The organism is Flavobacterium commune (assembly GCF_001857965.1).
Taxonomy (GTDB): domain Bacteria; phylum Bacteroidota; class Bacteroidia; order Flavobacteriales; family Flavobacteriaceae; genus Flavobacterium; species Flavobacterium commune.
Genome location: NZ_CP017774.1, coordinates 3,125,211 through 3,142,075 on the forward strand (window position 1 = coordinate 3,125,211; position 16,865 = coordinate 3,142,075).

18 protein-coding genes are annotated in these 16,865 nt (G+C 35.3%); 12 read left to right on the forward strand and 6 right to left on the reverse strand.

Going from position 1 to position 16,865, the window contains the following annotated elements; all coding sequences use genetic code 11:
• Window positions 1–67: 67 nt before the first annotated feature.
• Together BIW12_RS13045 and BIW12_RS13050 are read left to right on the forward strand one after the other, a co-directional pair.
• Complete coding sequence (locus BIW12_RS13045; RefSeq protein WP_071185513.1) at window positions 68–991, forward strand: CPBP family intramembrane glutamic endopeptidase; 924 nt, start codon at window positions 68–70, stop codon at window positions 989–991.
• Between the two features lie 3 nt (window positions 992–994).
• The gene (locus tag BIW12_RS13050; protein WP_071185514.1) at window positions 995–2,044 is read left to right on the forward strand and encodes an AMP-binding protein; all 1,050 of its coding nucleotides are present in this window, start codon (window positions 995–997) and stop codon (window positions 2,042–2,044) included.
• Between the two features lie 121 nt (window positions 2,045–2,165).
• Here the strand turns inward: BIW12_RS13050 and BIW12_RS13055 are convergent, their stop codons facing one another.
• From BIW12_RS13055 to BIW12_RS13075, 5 genes are all read right to left on the reverse strand, one after another.
• Window positions 2,166–2,864, reverse strand: coding sequence for a Crp/Fnr family transcriptional regulator (locus BIW12_RS13055; RefSeq protein WP_071185515.1), 699 nt, complete (start codon window positions 2,862–2,864; stop codon window positions 2,166–2,168).
• A 405-nt stretch (window positions 2,865–3,269) separates the two neighbouring features.
• Entirely contained in the window at window positions 3,270–3,824 is a 555-nt protein-coding gene (locus BIW12_RS13060; RefSeq protein ID WP_071185516.1) for a DUF1697 domain-containing protein, read from the reverse strand.
• Between the two features lie 7 nt (window positions 3,825–3,831).
• Window positions 3,832–4,467 carry an HAD family hydrolase gene (locus BIW12_RS13065; RefSeq protein ID WP_071185517.1) on the reverse strand — a complete coding sequence of 212 codons (636 nt, stop codon included), beginning with the start codon at window positions 4,465–4,467 and terminating at the stop codon, window positions 3,832–3,834.
• A 296-nt stretch (window positions 4,468–4,763) separates the two neighbouring features.
• On the reverse strand, window positions 4,764–5,411 hold the full coding sequence (locus BIW12_RS13070; RefSeq protein ID WP_071185518.1) for an HAD family hydrolase: 648 nt from the start codon (window positions 5,409–5,411) through the stop codon (window positions 4,764–4,766).
• 205 nt (window positions 5,412–5,616) lie between these two features.
• Window positions 5,617–6,633, reverse strand: a complete 1,017-nt coding sequence (locus BIW12_RS13075) for a M28 family peptidase (protein WP_071185519.1) — start codon at window positions 6,631–6,633, stop codon at window positions 5,617–5,619.
• Between the two features lie 402 nt (window positions 6,634–7,035).
• On the opposite strand from BIW12_RS13075, the gene rocD reads away from it, so the two are divergent.
• The 10 genes from rocD (at window position 7,036) to moaA (ending at window position 15,997) form a co-directional block, all read left to right on the forward strand.
• The gene (gene rocD, locus BIW12_RS13080; protein WP_071186419.1) at window positions 7,036–8,286 is read left to right on the forward strand and encodes an ornithine--oxo-acid transaminase; all 1,251 of its coding nucleotides are present in this window, start codon (window positions 7,036–7,038) and stop codon (window positions 8,284–8,286) included.
• A 6-nt stretch (window positions 8,287–8,292) separates the two neighbouring features.
• Entirely contained in the window at window positions 8,293–9,255 is a 963-nt protein-coding gene (locus BIW12_RS13085; RefSeq protein WP_071185520.1) for an arginase, read from the forward strand.
• 230 nt (window positions 9,256–9,485) lie between these two features.
• A complete protein-coding gene (locus tag BIW12_RS13090; RefSeq protein ID WP_071185521.1) occupies window positions 9,486–10,658 on the forward strand; it encodes a molybdopterin molybdotransferase MoeA in 1,173 nt (390 codons plus the stop codon).
• A 7-nt stretch (window positions 10,659–10,665) separates the two neighbouring features.
• Window positions 10,666–11,238, forward strand: coding sequence for a molybdenum cofactor guanylyltransferase (locus tag BIW12_RS13095; protein WP_071185522.1), 573 nt, complete (start codon window positions 10,666–10,668; stop codon window positions 11,236–11,238).
• Between the two features lie 5 nt (window positions 11,239–11,243).
• A complete protein-coding gene (gene cobA, locus BIW12_RS13100) occupies window positions 11,244–12,044 on the forward strand; it encodes a uroporphyrinogen-III C-methyltransferase (RefSeq protein ID WP_071185523.1) in 801 nt (266 codons plus the stop codon).
• Window positions 12,044–12,280 (forward strand): MoaD/ThiS family protein, encoded by a 237-nt coding sequence (locus BIW12_RS13105; protein WP_071185524.1) that lies wholly within the window; start codon window positions 12,044–12,046, stop codon window positions 12,278–12,280. Before cobA ends, BIW12_RS13105 begins: the two co-directional genes overlap by 1 nt.
• Before the next feature lie 29 nt (window positions 12,281–12,309).
• A complete protein-coding gene (locus tag BIW12_RS13110) occupies window positions 12,310–13,377 on the forward strand; it encodes a HesA/MoeB/ThiF family protein (RefSeq protein ID WP_071186421.1) in 1,068 nt (355 codons plus the stop codon).
• Window positions 13,378–13,654: 277 nt separating this feature from the next.
• Complete coding sequence (locus BIW12_RS13115) at window positions 13,655–14,086, forward strand: molybdenum cofactor biosynthesis protein MoaE (protein ID WP_071185525.1); 432 nt, start codon at window positions 13,655–13,657, stop codon at window positions 14,084–14,086.
• A 2-nt stretch (window positions 14,087–14,088) separates the two neighbouring features.
• On the forward strand, window positions 14,089–15,003 hold the full coding sequence (moaCB, locus tag BIW12_RS13120) for a bifunctional molybdenum cofactor biosynthesis protein MoaC/MoaB (RefSeq protein WP_071185526.1): 915 nt from the start codon (window positions 14,089–14,091) through the stop codon (window positions 15,001–15,003).
• The gene (gene moaA / locus BIW12_RS13125; protein ID WP_071185527.1) at window positions 14,990–15,997 is read left to right on the forward strand and encodes a GTP 3',8-cyclase MoaA; all 1,008 of its coding nucleotides are present in this window, start codon (window positions 14,990–14,992) and stop codon (window positions 15,995–15,997) included. The genes moaCB and moaA overlap by 14 nt, the downstream gene beginning before the upstream one ends.
• Window positions 15,998–16,004: 7 nt before the next feature.
• Here the strand turns inward: moaA and ypfJ are convergent, their stop codons facing one another.
• Window positions 16,005–16,859 (reverse strand): KPN_02809 family neutral zinc metallopeptidase, encoded by an 855-nt coding sequence (gene ypfJ / locus BIW12_RS13130; RefSeq protein ID WP_071185528.1) that lies wholly within the window; start codon window positions 16,857–16,859, stop codon window positions 16,005–16,007.
• Window positions 16,860–16,865 lie beyond the last annotated feature (6 nt).

Below are 16,865 nucleotides of genomic sequence, written 5' to 3' on the forward strand. Positions count from 1 at the left end.
GGGTATTTTCGAAGAGGCAAAAATAGCTTTTGAAAGTTAAATAGGACTATATAAAATCATAAAATAGATGTTTATAGAACAAGGAATTCATTCGGGAAATAAATTTTGGAAATATTTATTGGGTTCGCTTTTTATTATTACGGCTTCTTTTGTAGGACAGCTTCCTTTATTATTGGCGGTTATTGGAAAAACAATTCTTAGCGGAGCGAGTTATCCGGAAACAAATGAGGGGGTGATGCGTTTTTTTGAGCCTAATCTTACTCTTTTTTTATTATTAATTTCGTTTGTGTTTGCTTTTGGAGGAATCTATTTTGTTGTCAAATATTTGCATCGACAAACATTACTATCGGTAACCACTTCCAGAAAAAAAGTCGATTGGAGCAGAATTTGGTTTTCTTTCGGATTGTGGTCGGTATTTTCAATTGTAACAACATTAGTGTTTTATTTTTCGAATCCCAGTTTGTATGTTTTAGATTTTAAACCCATTCCTTTTGCTGTTTTGTTTATTATTGCGGTGGTATTAATTCCTGTTCAAACCAGTACCGAAGAGTATGTTTTTAGAGGTTATTTGATGCAGGGCTTTGCTAATTTGGCTCGAAATAAATGGTTTCCTTTATTGATGACTTCGGTTATTTTTGGAGGAATGCACTTTTTTAATCCCGAAGTTACCAAAGTAGGAAACATCATTTTTGTCTATTATATCGGGACGGGATTGTTTCTGGGAATCATTACTTTGATGGATGAAGGGATGGAATTGGCCTTAGGTTTTCATGCTGCCAATAACCTAATCGGAGCTTTGTTAATCACTTCGGATTGGTCGGCTTTTCAAACCCATTCTATTTTTAAAGATTTGTCAGAACCTCAGGCGGGAGTAGATGTTATTTTGCCGGTAGTGCTGGTTTACCCTTTACTTTTGTTTGTTTTTAGTAAAAAGTACCAATGGAACAATTGGAAAGAAAAACTCACGGGTCGAATTGATGTAAACAAATAATTTATGAGAAAAGTTACTTATAGAAATATTCATAATTTTTTTAAATTCAACGGAGTTCATTTTGACAGTAATGGATTGCGGGTTGCAGCTTATTATCTGATAAAAGAAGGCAATGAGTATGAAAAATCCATAGGCGATTTTTTACTCGATTGGTTTGATGATAATCCCTATATCGATTTGCAGACTTCCGGAACTACGGGAACACCTAAAATTATTCGAAAAAACAAACAGGCTTTAGTTAATTCGGCTTTAGCCACAGGAGATTTTTTTAAATTAAAGCCAGGTGATACTGCTTTGTGTTGTTTACCGGTTCAGTTTATTGCCGGCAAAATGATGCTGGTTAGGAGTTTTATTTTAGGTTTGGAAATTGATTTTGTCGCTCCAAATACCAATCCCTTAGAAAATGTAAACAAAAAATATGATTTTGTTGCGATGGTTCCTTTGCAGGTTCAAAACTCGTTGAACGAATTGCATAAGGTTAAAAAACTCATTATTGGCGGTGCTAAGATGGCTAATTCTTTAGAAAATAAACTCTTAAATGTTAGCACTAAAGTTTATGAAACCTACGGAATGACCGAAACCATTACGCATATAGCCGCTAAGAAAATAGGGGAGCGGGCTTTTTCTATTTTGCCCAATGTAAGCATTTCTCAAAATGAAAATGATTGTTTGGTTATTGATGCGCCACAACTGAGCGAGGAACGTCTGTTTACGAACGATTTGGTACAAATTATCAATGATAATCAGTTTGTACTTTTAGGGCGTATTGATAATGTGGTGAATAGTGGTGGTGTCAAACTGATTCCTGAAAAAATAGAAGAAAAATTAGCCGATGCAATTGCGGCTCGTTTCTTTGTAGGGGGTATTCCTGATGCTGATTTAGGAGAAAAATTAGTTTTAGTTATCGAAGGTGAAAAACAAGTGCTTGATGACTTTATTTTTACAGTTTTGGATAAATACGAAAAACCCAAGGCAGTATTTTTTGTCCCGGAATTTGAAATAACCGAAAGCGGAAAAATCAAGCGAAAAGCCATTTTGAAGGCTTTAGAATAAATTATCCAAACGTCAGTTCGAGTGGGTTTTCAGAAAATGCGAACAGCTTTTTCGGATCCCGAAATTTCGGGAGTATCAAGAACCTTAAAAAGATAATTTTGCTGACGGCTGAATACAGCAATTATTTATGCTCTATAATTTCGTTATTCAGCTTGTCCACCTGCAATAAACCAATTTTTTTATTGACTATTTTGATAACACCTTCTTTCTTTAAACTGGAAAGAATACGTGTAACCTGTTCATCGGTAGTTCCGGCAAAATCGGCGATTTCTTTTCTTGAAAGATTGATATTTAGCAGGTTATTAGTGTGGCCGAATTTTTTAAGTAAGTACAATAAGATGTCGATAACTCTTTCGCGCACATTCATTTGGGCGATTTTTTTGACCCTGTTTTCACTTTTATTCAATTCTTCCGCATAAAAAAGCATCATGTCATAGGTAAATTCCGGAATCGATTTAAGAATGGAGTGCATCACATCATTACTGAAATTGCATAAAACAGTGTCTTCAATAGCCGAAGCAGCCACTAAATAACGGTTACTGGTTCCAAAACCCCTGAATCCCAACGTATCTCCATCGGTTGTAAGACGCACAATTTGTTCTTTTCCGTAAATACCTGTTTTTAGAACCTTTACTTTTCCTTTGTATATAAAATAAAGTCCTTGCATAGGAGCACCTTCAATCATGAATTGTTGTCCTTTTTTGCAGGTATAATTGGTTTTTTCTAAAACAAAATCCTGCATCTTTTCCAGATGCAAATGTTTTTTAATAAAGCAATTGGCATTGATACAGCTAGTACAGTCGGTAGTAATTCCTCTCATTTGTTCTTTAATTGATGAGTTGAACTCAAGTTTGAATAAAACAAATGTAAGATAAAAATAAGTACAAATACGTATTTTTAAATCAAAATTACTTAGATTAAAGCGTTTTTTATGGATTTAGAAATTGAAGTACTGCTTTTTGGCAGAATGTTAATTTTTAGCTGAAAAAATAAGCAGATTCTTATTGTAGTTTAATGTGTTAGTTTTAAAAAAAAGTTGGACACGAATTACACCAATTGTCACAAATTTTAATCAAACTAAAATCGAATGACACAAATTTCTATCTGCCTTTGGCAGATTCGTGTAATTAAAAAGGGAGATAATTTGTGACTATTGGTGTAACCTGCCTGTCGGCAGACAGGTTTGTGGTGAAAATTTTTAAAGATGAATGCCCCTGATTATAGTTTATTCTGATTCGAATTCCTCATACATTTTTAGCAACTGATTTACCGTATTCCAGTTTCGGATTGTAGCAATAAGATTCAATCTTTTCTCGATATATTTTTGATCTAATCTGGTTTTTCCGGCTGAAACAGCATATTTAATGTAAATTCTGTTTTTGTCAATATGTACTTCATCAGGTTTTACAGCGCTCATTTTAAGGTCGTGAATTCGGTCTTTGTGTAATTCCATCGATACAAAAGCCACATAGAGTTTTTTAGTATCAACCTCTTTTTCTTTTATAAAGAGATTGTTGTTTAAGCAGGATTCTAAATCGGCTTTATTGGTTACCACTACAGGAACATCATGGCCAAAGGCTTTGAAAATTTCCTGCTTGATTTTGAAACCTACAGCGGCCGGATTTTCTTCTTCGGTTGTTACGAATACATTTCCGGTTTGGATGTAAGTGGTTACGTTGGTAAATCCAATGTTTTCGAGCATTTTTTGCAAGGCATCCATTTTCATCATGTTGTGCCCGGAAACATTAATACCGCGAAGTAAAGCCAAATGTGTAGTCATAATTGAATTATTGTAAAAGTAAATTAAGTTGTGTCATATCATCAAATAGCGGAATATTCATTTGCTGTAAAGCATCAAAATTAGCGTGATTGGTAAAACCAAAAACGTCAAAACCTCCTGCTAAAGCTGCCTGAACACCGGCAGGACTGTCTTCGATAATAACGCAATCTTTAACTTCAAATCCCATGGTTTTGGCTGCATGAAGATATAATTCGGGATTGGGTTTCCAACTATTAATGTCATAAGCACTAAAAATATTCCCCTCAAATTTATCAATCAATTGGGTGGTGGTTAAATTGAGTCTTATTTTATCGGCCGGGCCATTTGAAGCCACGCCTATTGGAACGTTGATTTTGGCCAATAATTCATGAATTCCTTTTATGGGTTTCAAATGCTTTTGAAATGCTTCGAAAGTGCGTGCTCTGAATTCCTCTTCAAAATCAGCTGGTAATTTTTTGTTGGCCAAATCAGCAATATAGTCAAAACAAAATTCAAGTGATTTCCCTAAAAACAATTGGTGTGCTTCGGTTTCATCAATGATTGCTCCATGTAATTTCGCCATGCTGACTAAGGTACCAATAGAAATAGCTTCGCTATCTACCAGTACGCCATCGCAATCAAAAATGATGCATTTGTATTTCATGTTTTTGTTGTTTTAAACTAATTTAGAAATGTGAACACTAATAGCAACAATCTGTTTATATCAGTTACAACAACCATACGAATTTTTTTTGCCACGAATCACACTATTTTGCACAAATATCAGTGATTTTAAAAATAAATTACACAAATTTTATCTGCCTTTGGCAGATTCGTGGAATATTATAACATTTAAATTTGTGTTATTTCGTGTAATTCGTGGCTGTTTTTTTATTTCTGAAGCTGCTACATTTGACTTGTAAAATCAGTCTTATCCGTGGGCTATTTTTTAAATTCAAATTATAAAAGTTCCAATAATTCTAGCGGATGATTGATGATTGATTGGGCACCTTCGGTAACTAATTCTTCTTCTGGTCTGTAACCCCAAAGCACACCTACTGCATGCATATTGGCATTTTTTGCCGTTTGCATATCAATCCCCGAATCACCAACATAAAGGAATTCTTCAGTAGAAAAACCTAAATCTTTGCTGATTTCAATGGCAGCTGCCGGATTTGGTTTTTTTGTTGCCTCGCTCTTTAAACCCATGACAATTTCGAAATAATCAGGAAATAATGTAAGTCCAATTTTCTTGGTCAGTTCATCGGCTTTATTGGATAATACGGCTAATTTGATGTTTTTAGATTTTAATTCATCTAAAAGCTCCATAATTCCGTCGTAGGCTATGGTTTTGTTGGTACAATTCTCGCGGTAATTTGTCATCATGGCTTGAAAAGTACTTTCGATAGTTGCTTCGTCTTTATGGGTTTCGGGAAGTGCTTTGGTAACCAAATTTCGAAGTCCGCTGCCTATAAAATCATTGATGACTTCGTAACTATGAGTAGGGAAGTTGCGTTCCTGAAGCACCTTGTTAATCGAATCGGCGATGTCTATAAGTGAGTTTACGAGGGTTCCGTCTAAGTCGAACAGTACTGCTTTAAATTTCATTTTTGTATGTTGATATTGTGTAATAATTTTAACTGCAAAGTTCGCTAAGTTTTTCGCTAAGTTCACAAAGTTTCAGCTAAAAAAAGTTTCACACAGATTTCACTAATTATCACAAATTTTTTTTTGCCTTTGGTAGATTCGTGGAATAAAGACTGTGAAAAGTATTTCGTGTAAATTAGTGTAATTCGTGTGGAAACCTAACGTTTTATTTTTTATCCACCACAATTCGGTTTTCTCTGTTGGCTAATTCCCAGGCGATGTTAAAGGCAAGTTGGGCTCTTTTTGCCAGAGCATCGTATTCTATTTTGTCAGGAGTATCTGTTTTTCTGTGATAATCAGCGTGTACACCATTAAAAATAAAAACGGATGGAATGCCGTTTTTAGCAAAATTATAATGATCGGAGCGTCCATAGAAATTGTTAGGATCATTACGTGCATTGAATCTGAAATCTAAATCCAGATTAACGTATTTTTCGTTTACTGAAGTACAAATCTGATGCAATTCAGTTGAAAGTCGGTCAGCTCCAATTAAATAAACGTAATTGTTGGTGTTGGGATGGATGTCGTCACGACGTCCAATCATGTCAATATTAATATTGGCAACCGTGTTTTTTAAAGGAAACAAAGGATTTTCGGTATAATAGCGGGAACCATGTAAACCGTGCTCTTCGGCGGTAACATGGAGTAATAAAATAGAACGTTTTGGGCCGTGGCCTTCTTTTTTAGCCAATTTAAAAGCCTGAGCCATTTCGAGTAAGGCTACAGTTCCGGAAGCATCATCATCGGCACCGTTAAAAATAGCATCATTTTTTGTACCTACATGATCATAATGTGCAGAGATTACAATGACTTCATCTGGTTTTTCAGTTCCTTCAATGTATGCCCAAATATTTTCAGAATCCGGTAATTTTTGACTGCGTTTAGCATTCAAAAAAGCTTCCGGGACGTGCTGGTAATAATTTTGAGCTCCTTTAGGAAAAGGGATTTTGTCTTTTTGATATTGACTAATGAGGTATTTGCCAGCTTTTTTTTGACCAATAGAACCCGTTTCACGACCTTGCATCGAATCGCTGGCTACAATATAAAGATGTGTTTTTAGTTCATCAGCAGTGATGGAATTACTATATTTTATTGGAGAAAAGAGGCTTTTAGTGGCCGTTTCTTTAGTACTTTGACAAGATGCGATACAGCTAAAGGCAAGGAAGTAAATTATTTTTTTCATTTTATAAATGATAACAATTAAATAAGGGCATATTTACAAATATCTGAAAATTAATTTAATAAAATATTACTATCCGTTTCTTTTACCAATTATTTAGAATGGCACACAGATGTAACTGATTTTAACGGATTATCGCAGATTGTAATTTACAAAGAGCTATGAAAAATCTGTTTTTATCTGTTCAATCAGTGTCATCCGTGGCCTATTTTTTTATTTAGTCCGCTAAGCGGACAGTCATATAATAAAAAGTGTATTAAAATAGTACTTAGCAAAACTTCTTTTCTATTGGCTTAAAAACAGGGCAATTGTCTTCTTTTATTGGTGTTTGAACTCTTTGACTAAGGTTTTGATAGGCGGCAAAATATGCGTATTTTTGTAGAATTAGTTTATAATATAAAAATCATGGAACAAATACAACAAATACTCTCTTCTAAATCAGAAGTCTTAATTAGTAAAGAAGATCATTATGGAGCTCATAATTACCATCCATTGCCAGTAGTTCTGGAAAGAGGAGAAGGAGTATTTGTTTGGGATGTTGACGGAAAGAAATATTATGATTTTTTATCGGCATATTCAGCGGTAAATCAAGGACATTGTCATCCTAAAATTGTGGGAGCAATGGTGAATCAAGCGCAAAAATTAACGCTGACTTCCCGCGCTTTTTATAATGACCAATTGGGTGTTTATGAAGAATATGTGACCAAATATTTTGGTTTTGACAAAGTATTGCCAATGAATACAGGTGCCGAAGCAGTGGAAACCGCTTTGAAACTGTGTAGAAAATGGGCCTATGAAGTAAAGAAAATTCATGAAAATCAGGCGCAAATTATTGTTTGCAAAAATAATTTCCACGGACGAACTACTACCATTATTTCGTTTTCTAATGACGAAACGGCCCGCAAAAGTTTTGGTCCTTTTACCGATGGTTTTATAAAAATTGAGTATGATAATCTGGATGCTTTAGAAAAAGTACTGGAATCATCTAAAAATATCGCAGGATTCCTGGTTGAACCTATTCAAGGCGAAGCGGGAGTTTATGTTCCCAGCGAAGGTTATTTGGCGAAAGCCAAAGCATTATGCGAAAAGCACAATGTATTATTTATTGCTGATGAAGTGCAAACCGGAATTGCGCGTACCGGAAAATTATTGGCTGTAAACCATGAAAATGTGCAACCCGATATTTTGATTTTAGGAAAAGCAATCTCGGGAGGTGTTTATCCTGTTTCGGCAGTTTTGGCTAATAATGCCATTATGAATGTGATTAAACCGGGACAACACGGTTCTACTTTTGGCGGAAATCCTGTGGCAGCAGCTGTTGCTATCGCTGCGCTTGAAGTGGTAAGAGAAGAAAAATTAGCCGAAAATGCAGAGCGTTTAGGAGTAGTTTTAAGAGACGGATTGAATGCTATTGCTTCAAGAAATCCTCTGATTTCTCTAGTAAGAGGAAAAGGATTGTTGAATGCGATTGTAATTGATTGTAATGAAGAATCTGATTTGGCCTGGGAAATTTGTTTAAAATTCAGGGATTATGGTTTGCTAGCCAAGCCTACTCATGGAAACAAAATTCGTTTGGCTCCGCCATTGGTTATCACCGAAGATCAAATTCAGGATTGTCTTTCTATTATCGAAAAAGCGTTAAACGATTTTAAATAAAACACTATGGATCGGGTAGTTAAATTAATAAAAAATCGCTCGGATATTGGTGGTGGAACTCGTGGTTCTGATTTAGGGGTTGATGCATTAGAAGTGGCTGCCATTAATCGCGGGAGTGAGTATTTTAACGAATTTACTTTTGAAGATGTAAAAACACATAACGAAAGTATTTATGATAAGAACAGGAACACATTTGCCAAGAGAATCGAGTTTGTTTTAGAGCAGTGTACCCGTGTTTCCTATACCATAAAACGAAATTTAGAGGCAGATTTTTTGCCTATCGTTTTATCAGGAGATCATTCTTCGGCATTGGGGACAATAAGCGGAATTAAAGCCGTTTATCCGCATAAAACTCTTGGAGTGATTTGGATTGACGCTCACGCCGATTTGCATTCGCCTTATACTTCTCCATCTGGAAATATTCACGGAATGCCATTGGCGGCAGCCTTAGCTTTGGATAATTTGAAATGCCAAATTAATGAAGTCATTCCTGAAACCCAACAACATTGGGAGGAGATGAAACACATTGGGATTGAAGCGGCTAAGATTGACCCGGAACATTTAATTTATTTTGGCGTTCGTGATACTGAAGAGGCAGAGGACAAACAAATCGCTGAATTAGGTATTAAAAATTTCAGGGTTGAAGAAGTTCGTTACAAAGGATTAGAAGCTTGTGTTGAAAGGGCATTGACACAATTGGCTAATTGCGATATGATCTATATTTCGTTTGATGTGGATTCATTGGATTGTGATTTGATATCCAATGGAACTGGGACACCCGTTTCAAAAGGATTCGATCAATATGAAGTGATTGCAATTATTAATCAAATTATTGCTTCCAGAAAAGTGATTTGTATTGAATTTTGCGAAATCAACCCGCTTTTGGATACTAAAGGAAACAAAATGGCCGAAACCGCTTTTGAGGTTTTAGAGCAAATTACATCCAGTTTGGTTTTGCCTAATGAATAGCTTTTTAGGTGATTTTAGCAAACAAAATTCCAAATTCAAAGTGCTTTTGTGAAAACACACTTTAAAGATTTGTAACAAAAAGCAATTAAAAATTTGTTTTTTCGCAATTTATAGAGAGTAAATTTTATTTATTGTATTTCGCTCTTTAAAACCGTTAATTTATAACAATACAAATCAAAATTACGTATATTTGTATAAGTATTTATACTTAGTTTTAAAAATCAGTTTTTATGATTCAAGTAGCCGAGGCTTTACATATAATTGCAGAGAATTGTTCGAAAATGCCAATTTCAAAAATCAAAGTGAGTAAATCACTGGGATATGTTTTGGCAGAAGCTATTTATTCTCCAATAAATATGCCTCCTTTCCGTCAGTCGGCGATGGATGGATACGCTTTTACTTACAGCGATTTGACGCAGTTTGAAGTGGTAAAAACGACTCAGGCGGGGGATTTTTTAGATGAAAAAGTTGCAGGAAATCAGGCGGTTCGCATTTTTACCGGTGCTTTTGTTCCTGATGATACTGATACTGTTGTGATGCAAGAGCATACAACAAGAACCGATAATTTGCTTCAAATTGAAAAAATGCCAGAGGCTTGTGCCAATGTAAGAGCAAAAGGAGAGCAAATTAAAAAAGGAGAATTGGTTTTTGATGTAAATACAGTAATTACTCCGGCAGCTATTGGTTTTTTAGCCTGTTTGGGAATTACAAAAATCAAGGTGTATGAAAAACCAAAAGTAGCTATTTTAGTTACTGGAAACGAATTGGTTGCTGCCGGAAATAAATTGCCGAAAGGAAAGATTTACGAGAGTAATTCGCTGATGCTGGAAGCAGCTTTGAAAACTATTGGGATATATAAACCGACAGTTTTTAAGGTAAAAGATAGTTTAAAAAAGACAACAAAAGCGGTAGAAAGCTGTCTTGCTAATTTTGATGTGGTGTTGATTTCAGGTGGAATTTCTGTTGGGGATTATGATTATGTCAAAGAAGCCTTGTTGAAAAACGGAGTGACTGAGTTGTTTTATAAGATCAATCAAAAACCGGGTAAGCCTTTGTTTTTTGGAAGAAAAGAAAATAAAATTGTCTTTGCTTTACCGGGAAATCCGGCTTCGTCACTGACTTGCTTTTATGTATATGCTTTTCCTGCTTTGAAAAAAATGATGGGATTTGAAGCGATACATTTACCGGAAATGAAGAGAAAAATAAGTGCTGCTTTTAATAATACATCTGGAAAGACCTTGTTTTTAAAAGCCTTGTATGAAGATGAAAAGGTGACTGTTTTAGATAGTCAAAGCTCGGCGATGTTGAATACTTTTTCGATTGCAAATAGTTTTATTGTTGTACCACATGATATTACTCATGTTAAGGCGAATCAGGAAGTTGTAGTTTTGCCTTTTAATTGAAAGAAAAATGAAAAAAGTAACTGTATCAATTCTTTGTGGAGGCAAAAGTAGCCGAATGCAGTCGGAGAAAGGATTGGTGCTTTTTCAGGGAACGCCGTTTATAGAGCATATTATCGAAGCGTTTTTGCCCATTAGTAATGAAATACAATTAGTGACAAATACATCCGATTACGATTATTTGCCCTATAAAAAAATTAAAGATATTGAATTAGACAAAGGGCCTATTGGCGGAATTTATTCGGCTTTGGTTCATTCAGAGTCTGAAATCAATTTGATATTAAGTTGTGATATTCCTTTAATTTCGACCGAATTATTATCGGAATTAATAACAAAACATACAACGGATTTTGACGTTTCTGTTTTTTCAGATGCCAATAAAATCCATCCTTTGATAGGAATTTATTCGAAAAAAATAATTCCGATTTTGAAAAAGGCGATAGAAGAAAATGATTTAAAAATGATGCGCTTGTTAGAAAAAGTGAATCATCAAATAATTGAAGTTGCGGGAGAGCGAAGCGAACAATTTAGAAATATCAATTCGCTTGCTGAATTAAATGAACTGAATACCAATTTATACTGAAGAATATGAGAAATGCTAACACACCAAAGTTGACAATTGTAGGGGCTGGACCTGGCGATGTGGAATTAATTACCATAAAAGCCATAAAAGCTTTAGGAGATGCTGATGTAGTGCTTTATGATGCACTTGTGAATGAAGACTTATTGCAATATGCTGCTGCAGGAACAGAGATTGTTTTTGTAGGGAAGCGTTTTGGTTGTCACGCCTATACTCAGGATCAAATAAACGAATTGATTGTGGTTATGGCTCAAAAACACGGTCATGTGGTGCGATTAAAAGGAGGAGATCCGTTTGTTTTTGGTAGAGGAAGTGAAGAAATTGAATTTGCTCAAAAACATGGTTTACAAACGGCTATCGTTCCGGGAATATCTTCGGCTTTAGGAGTTCCGGCTTCAAATGGAATCAGTTTAACACAACGCGGAATTTCGGAGAGTTTTTGGGTGATTACAGGAACCACTTCGGCACACAAATTATCTACAGACGTTAGTTTGGCAGCACAATCGTCGGCTACTGTGGTGATTTTGATGGGGATGAATAAACTGGACGAAATTGTATCTATTTATCAAAACAATAGAACCGATGATTTACCGGTTGCAATCATTCAAAACGGAACCAAAGACACCCAGAAAAAAGTAATAGGAACAGTAAGTTCTATCAGTAAATTAGTAGCAGAACATAAATTGGCTTCACCAGCAATTATCGTGATAGGCGAGGTGGTAAATCATATTTCTGAACTTGCTGTTTTTACTAAAGCGGCTTATACTGAAGATGAATTTATTTTTCAAAATCTAAATGTAATCGAATAATGCTAAGTGTAAAATATTTTGGTGCTGTAGCCGAGAAAACAAAGGTACAAGGAGAAAATCTTCCTATTTCTAATCTATCTTTACAGGAATTAGTAGATGAATTAGAACAAAAATATGATTTAGGCTCGCTTTCTTATAGTATTGCGGTCAATCAAAAACTGGTACAAGACAAAAACAGTTACATGTTAATGACTAATGATGTTGTTGCTTTGTTGCCTCCATTTGCCGGAGGTTAAAAAAAACAATTTCTTAATTGGTAGCAATTATGCGATACAATCGACAAATTATACTTCCTGAAGTTGGCGAAAAAGGCCAGGAAAAACTAGGTCAAGCTAAGGTATTGATTATTGGTGCCGGTGGTTTGGGTGCGGCAATTTTGCCGTATTTGGCAGCAGCCGGAATCGGGGAAATAGGAATTATTGACGATGATTCCATTGAAATCAGTAATCTACAGCGTCAGGTAATTTACAGAAATGATGCAATAGGAAAATCAAAAGCACTGGAAGCTAAAGAAATGGCTTTGTCTTTGAATCCTTCGATACAAGTTAATGCCATTACGGATACTTTGAATGCTAAAAATGCCATTCCATTATTCGAATATTATGACATTATGGTCGATGCAACCGATAATTTGCATACCAAATATTTGATTAACGATTCCTGTGTTGTAACCAATAAACCTTTTGTTTACGGCTCTATTTATAAATTCCAGGGTCAGGTTTCAGTATTTAATTATCAAAACGGACCTACATATCGTTGTCTTTTTCCGGATGAATCCTCAAACAGTAAAAACTGTGTTGATTCGGGAGTAATGGGGATTTCTGTGGGAATTATTGGAATGTTTCAAGCCAATGAAGTTTTGAAAATGGTTCTTGGAATTGGCAATGTTCTTTCGGGAGAATTGTTGATTTACAATATGCTCAATAACGACCAGCAAAAATTTGATTTGGTTAAAATCAATTCGATTGCATTAAGCCGATTGGATTTCGAAAAAAAATACAATGGAATTGAAAATACAGTTTTAGAAATAACAGCTAACGAAGCTTTAGAACAAATCGATAATCCTGATGTTCTATTTCTGGATGTTAGAAATGAAGAGGAATTACCAAAAGTGAGTTTGCTTAATACAATCCAAATTCCACTTTCTGAGTTAGAAGAGAATTTAGATCAATTGGATTCCAATAAAACGATATTGGTGTATTGCCAATCGGGAATGAGAAGTAAAAAAGCAGTTGAAATACTTAAAAAACATCCCTTTTTAAAAGTACAAAGTATTGCAGGTGGTGCTTTAAAATTAGTAGAAGTGATTGCCAGCAATGCTGTTTCTATTTAGAAAGATATAATATTTTTTTACCATATAAGTCATATAAGTTTTTGTTCTAAAATTAAGTTTTTAGTTATAGCTTTAAAATAAGAACATATAAGTAGTAAGAATAATTTATTGTCACATAAAAAATCGTTTTGCCTTATATGGCCTTATTTATGAAAATAGTTGAACTAAAAATAAGACATAAAATAAAACTTATATGACTTATATGTTTTAAAAAAAATCTGTTAAATCAGTTTCATCTGTGTGCTATTGTTTAGCGGACAGTTTATAAAATAAAAAAATGAGTAAAAAAGTTTTTATAGAAGGAGCAATTTCTCCTGAATTCATAGCCGAATCGATAGCTAAACACCAAGGGAAGCATACGATTGGGGCACACAATATTTTTTTAGGTCAGGTTCGCGCCGATATTCATGAAGAAAATGTAGTAAAAGCGATAGAGTATACCGCTTATGAAGAAATGGCAAATGAAGCTTTGACTGCAGTCAGAGAAAAGGCTTTCGCTCAATTTGATTTGGTTTGCATGCACATTTACCACAGTTTAGGTGTGGTTAAAGCAGGCGAAATTTGTTTGTTTGTCTTTGTTTCGGCGGGACATAGAACGCAGGTTTATGAAGCTACAGAGGCTATTGTGAATTGGATTAAGACCGATGTGCCTATCTTTGGTAAAGAAATATTTGAGAATGAAGATTTCATTTGGAAGCAAAATAAATAATAATGGTTGATATTACCCATAAAATAAGTACGTTACGTTCGGCAACAGCCATGGCAACTGTTAAAGTAAGTTTGCCGGAAACGATTGAAGCTATTGAGAAAAATTTGGTTCCCAAAGGCAATGTGCTTGAAATGGCTAAAACGGCGGGTTTATTTGCTGTAAAAAATACGCATTTATCTATTCCTGATTGTCATCCATTGCCGATTGAATATACGGCGGTGGCTTATGAAATCAAGGATTTAACGATTGATATTCTTTTTACGGTGAAAACCGTTTATAAAACTGGAGTAGAGGTGGAAGCCATGCACGGCGCGTCTATTGTGGCATTGACGATGTATGATATGCTAAAACCTATTGACAAAAACATCGAAATTTCGACTATTAAATTAGTAGAGAAAAAAGGCGGAAAATCATCTTATAAAAACAGATTCCGTGATGTTTTAACAGCAGCTGTTTTTGTTTGTTCGGACTCTATTTTTGCGGGAGAAAAAGAAGATCGTTCCGGAAAAGTTATAGTTGAAAAACTGGAATCTTACGGTGTTGAAACGACGCATTACGAAATTATTCCTGATGAAGTTGATTTCATTCAGGACAGAACTAAAAAATACGTTCAGGAAAATCAATTGGTCATTTTTACCGGAGGAACAGGGCTTTCGCCAAGAGATGTTACGCCAGAAGCATTAGAGCCATTGTTAGAAAATAGAATTCCGGGAATCGAAGAAGCTATTCGCAATTATGGACAGGACAGAATGCCTTATGCGATGCTTTCGCGTTCAGTGGCGGGAACTATCGGTGATAGCTTAGTTTTGGCTTTGCCGGGTTCGGTTAATGGGGCGAAAGAATCTATGGATGCTGTTTTTCCACATGTTTTGCATGTTTTTCACATCCTAAAAGGGAGTAATCATGATACCAAATAACACCATATTGACGGATGATTTTGGTCGTAAACACAACTATTTACGCATTTCTTTAATAGAGAAATGCAATTTACGTTGTACCTATTGCATGCCGGCAGAGGGAATAGCATTGACTCCTAAAAAAGAGTTGATGACCGCTGACGAGGTTTTTGCTATTGCCCAAACATTTGTAAATAATGGAGTTGACAAAATAAGATTAACAGGAGGAGAACCGCTGTTGCGAAAAGATTTTCCTGAAATTATAGAAAAATTATCTCAATTAGAAACCGAAATTTCGATAACTACAAACGGAATTTTAATTGACAGACATATTGAAGTTTTAAAGCAATTTAAAGTCAAAAAAATCAATTTGAGTCTGGATACTTTAGTGGCGTCCAAATTCAACACCATTACGCTTCGTAATCAGTTTGAGAAAGTAATTGATAATTTACATTTGCTGCTTAATAATGATTTTAAGGTAAAAGTAAATGTGGTTTTGATTAAAGGTTTTAATGATAACGAAATCATTGATTTTATTAATCTAACGGAGTTTTTACCTATTTCGATTCGTTTTATTGAATTCATGCCTTTTGCCGGAAACCAGTGGGACAGGAGTAAAATGGTTTCTCAAACGGAGATTTTAAACCAACTTTCAGCTCATTTTTCGGAATCCAATTTGGAGAAACTAGAAGATGAAAAAAACTTTACAGCCCGAGAATTCAAGATAAAAAACTATTTAGGAAGCTTCGGAATCATTAGTTCTATTACGAATCCGTTTTGTGATGGTTGCAATAGAATTCGCCTTACGGCAAATGGAAAAATCAAGAATTGCCTCTTTTCAAATTCAGAAACCGATTTGTTGACTCCTTACAGAAATGGAGAAGCTATTGAAAGTATTATTGCCTCAGCGATTAAAAATAAAAAGAAAGTAAGAGCTGGGATGACAACTCTTGAAGACGTTGACAATCCTGTTTTGAATCAGGACAATCGTTCTATGATTGCGATTGGGGGTTAGTATCATTTTACTTAAAAGTATTTCCCTGGTTAATATCTCCTGATTGATACCCTTTCAAGAACCAATATTTGCGTTGCTCCGAAGTGCCATGAGTGAAAGATTCAGGTACAATATGACCTTGTATTTTGGTTTGAATAGCATCGTCTCCTACGGCATGGGCTGCGCTTAGTGCTTCGTCAATATCGCCCTCTTCGAGCATATTGTTCATTTGTTGGTTGTAATGTGTCCAAACTCCGGCATAAAAATCGGCTTGAAGTTCTAAGGCAACGGATAATTTATTGGCTTCAGCCTTGCTTTTTCCCTGTTGCATTTGTCTCATTTTAGCCGAAGTGCCTAATAATGTTTGAACATGATGTCCAATTTCGTGAGCAATGACGTAAGCGGTCGCAAAATCGCCTCCCTGAGCTCCAAATCGGGTTTTAAGTTCTTCAAAAAAGCTTAAATCCATATAGATTTTTTGGTCGGCAGGGCAATAAAAAGGACCGGAATCGGAAGTGGCACTTCCACAGGCAGTTTGCACTCCACCACTGAATAAGACTACATTAGGTTTCTTGTAAGTTAAATTGTTTTCTTCGAATATTTTAGTCCAAACATCTTCATTGTCAGCCAGCAGGGTTTTTACAAAGGCTTGTTCTTCGAGTTCTTTGGCGGTTAAGTCCCGTTGTTCTGTAGGTTGTTGACTTTGTCCTTGATTGAGTTGTTCTAAAACAGGAGTAATCATTTGGGCATTTTCTCCACCAAAAACATTGAGTAGTAAAATGATGATTCCAAGAATTCCTCCACCCACAATGGTTTTTCCTCCAGAAGACATTCCTCTTCGGTCTTCTACATTATCGCTTTGTCTTCTGCCTTTCCATTTCATAGCTGA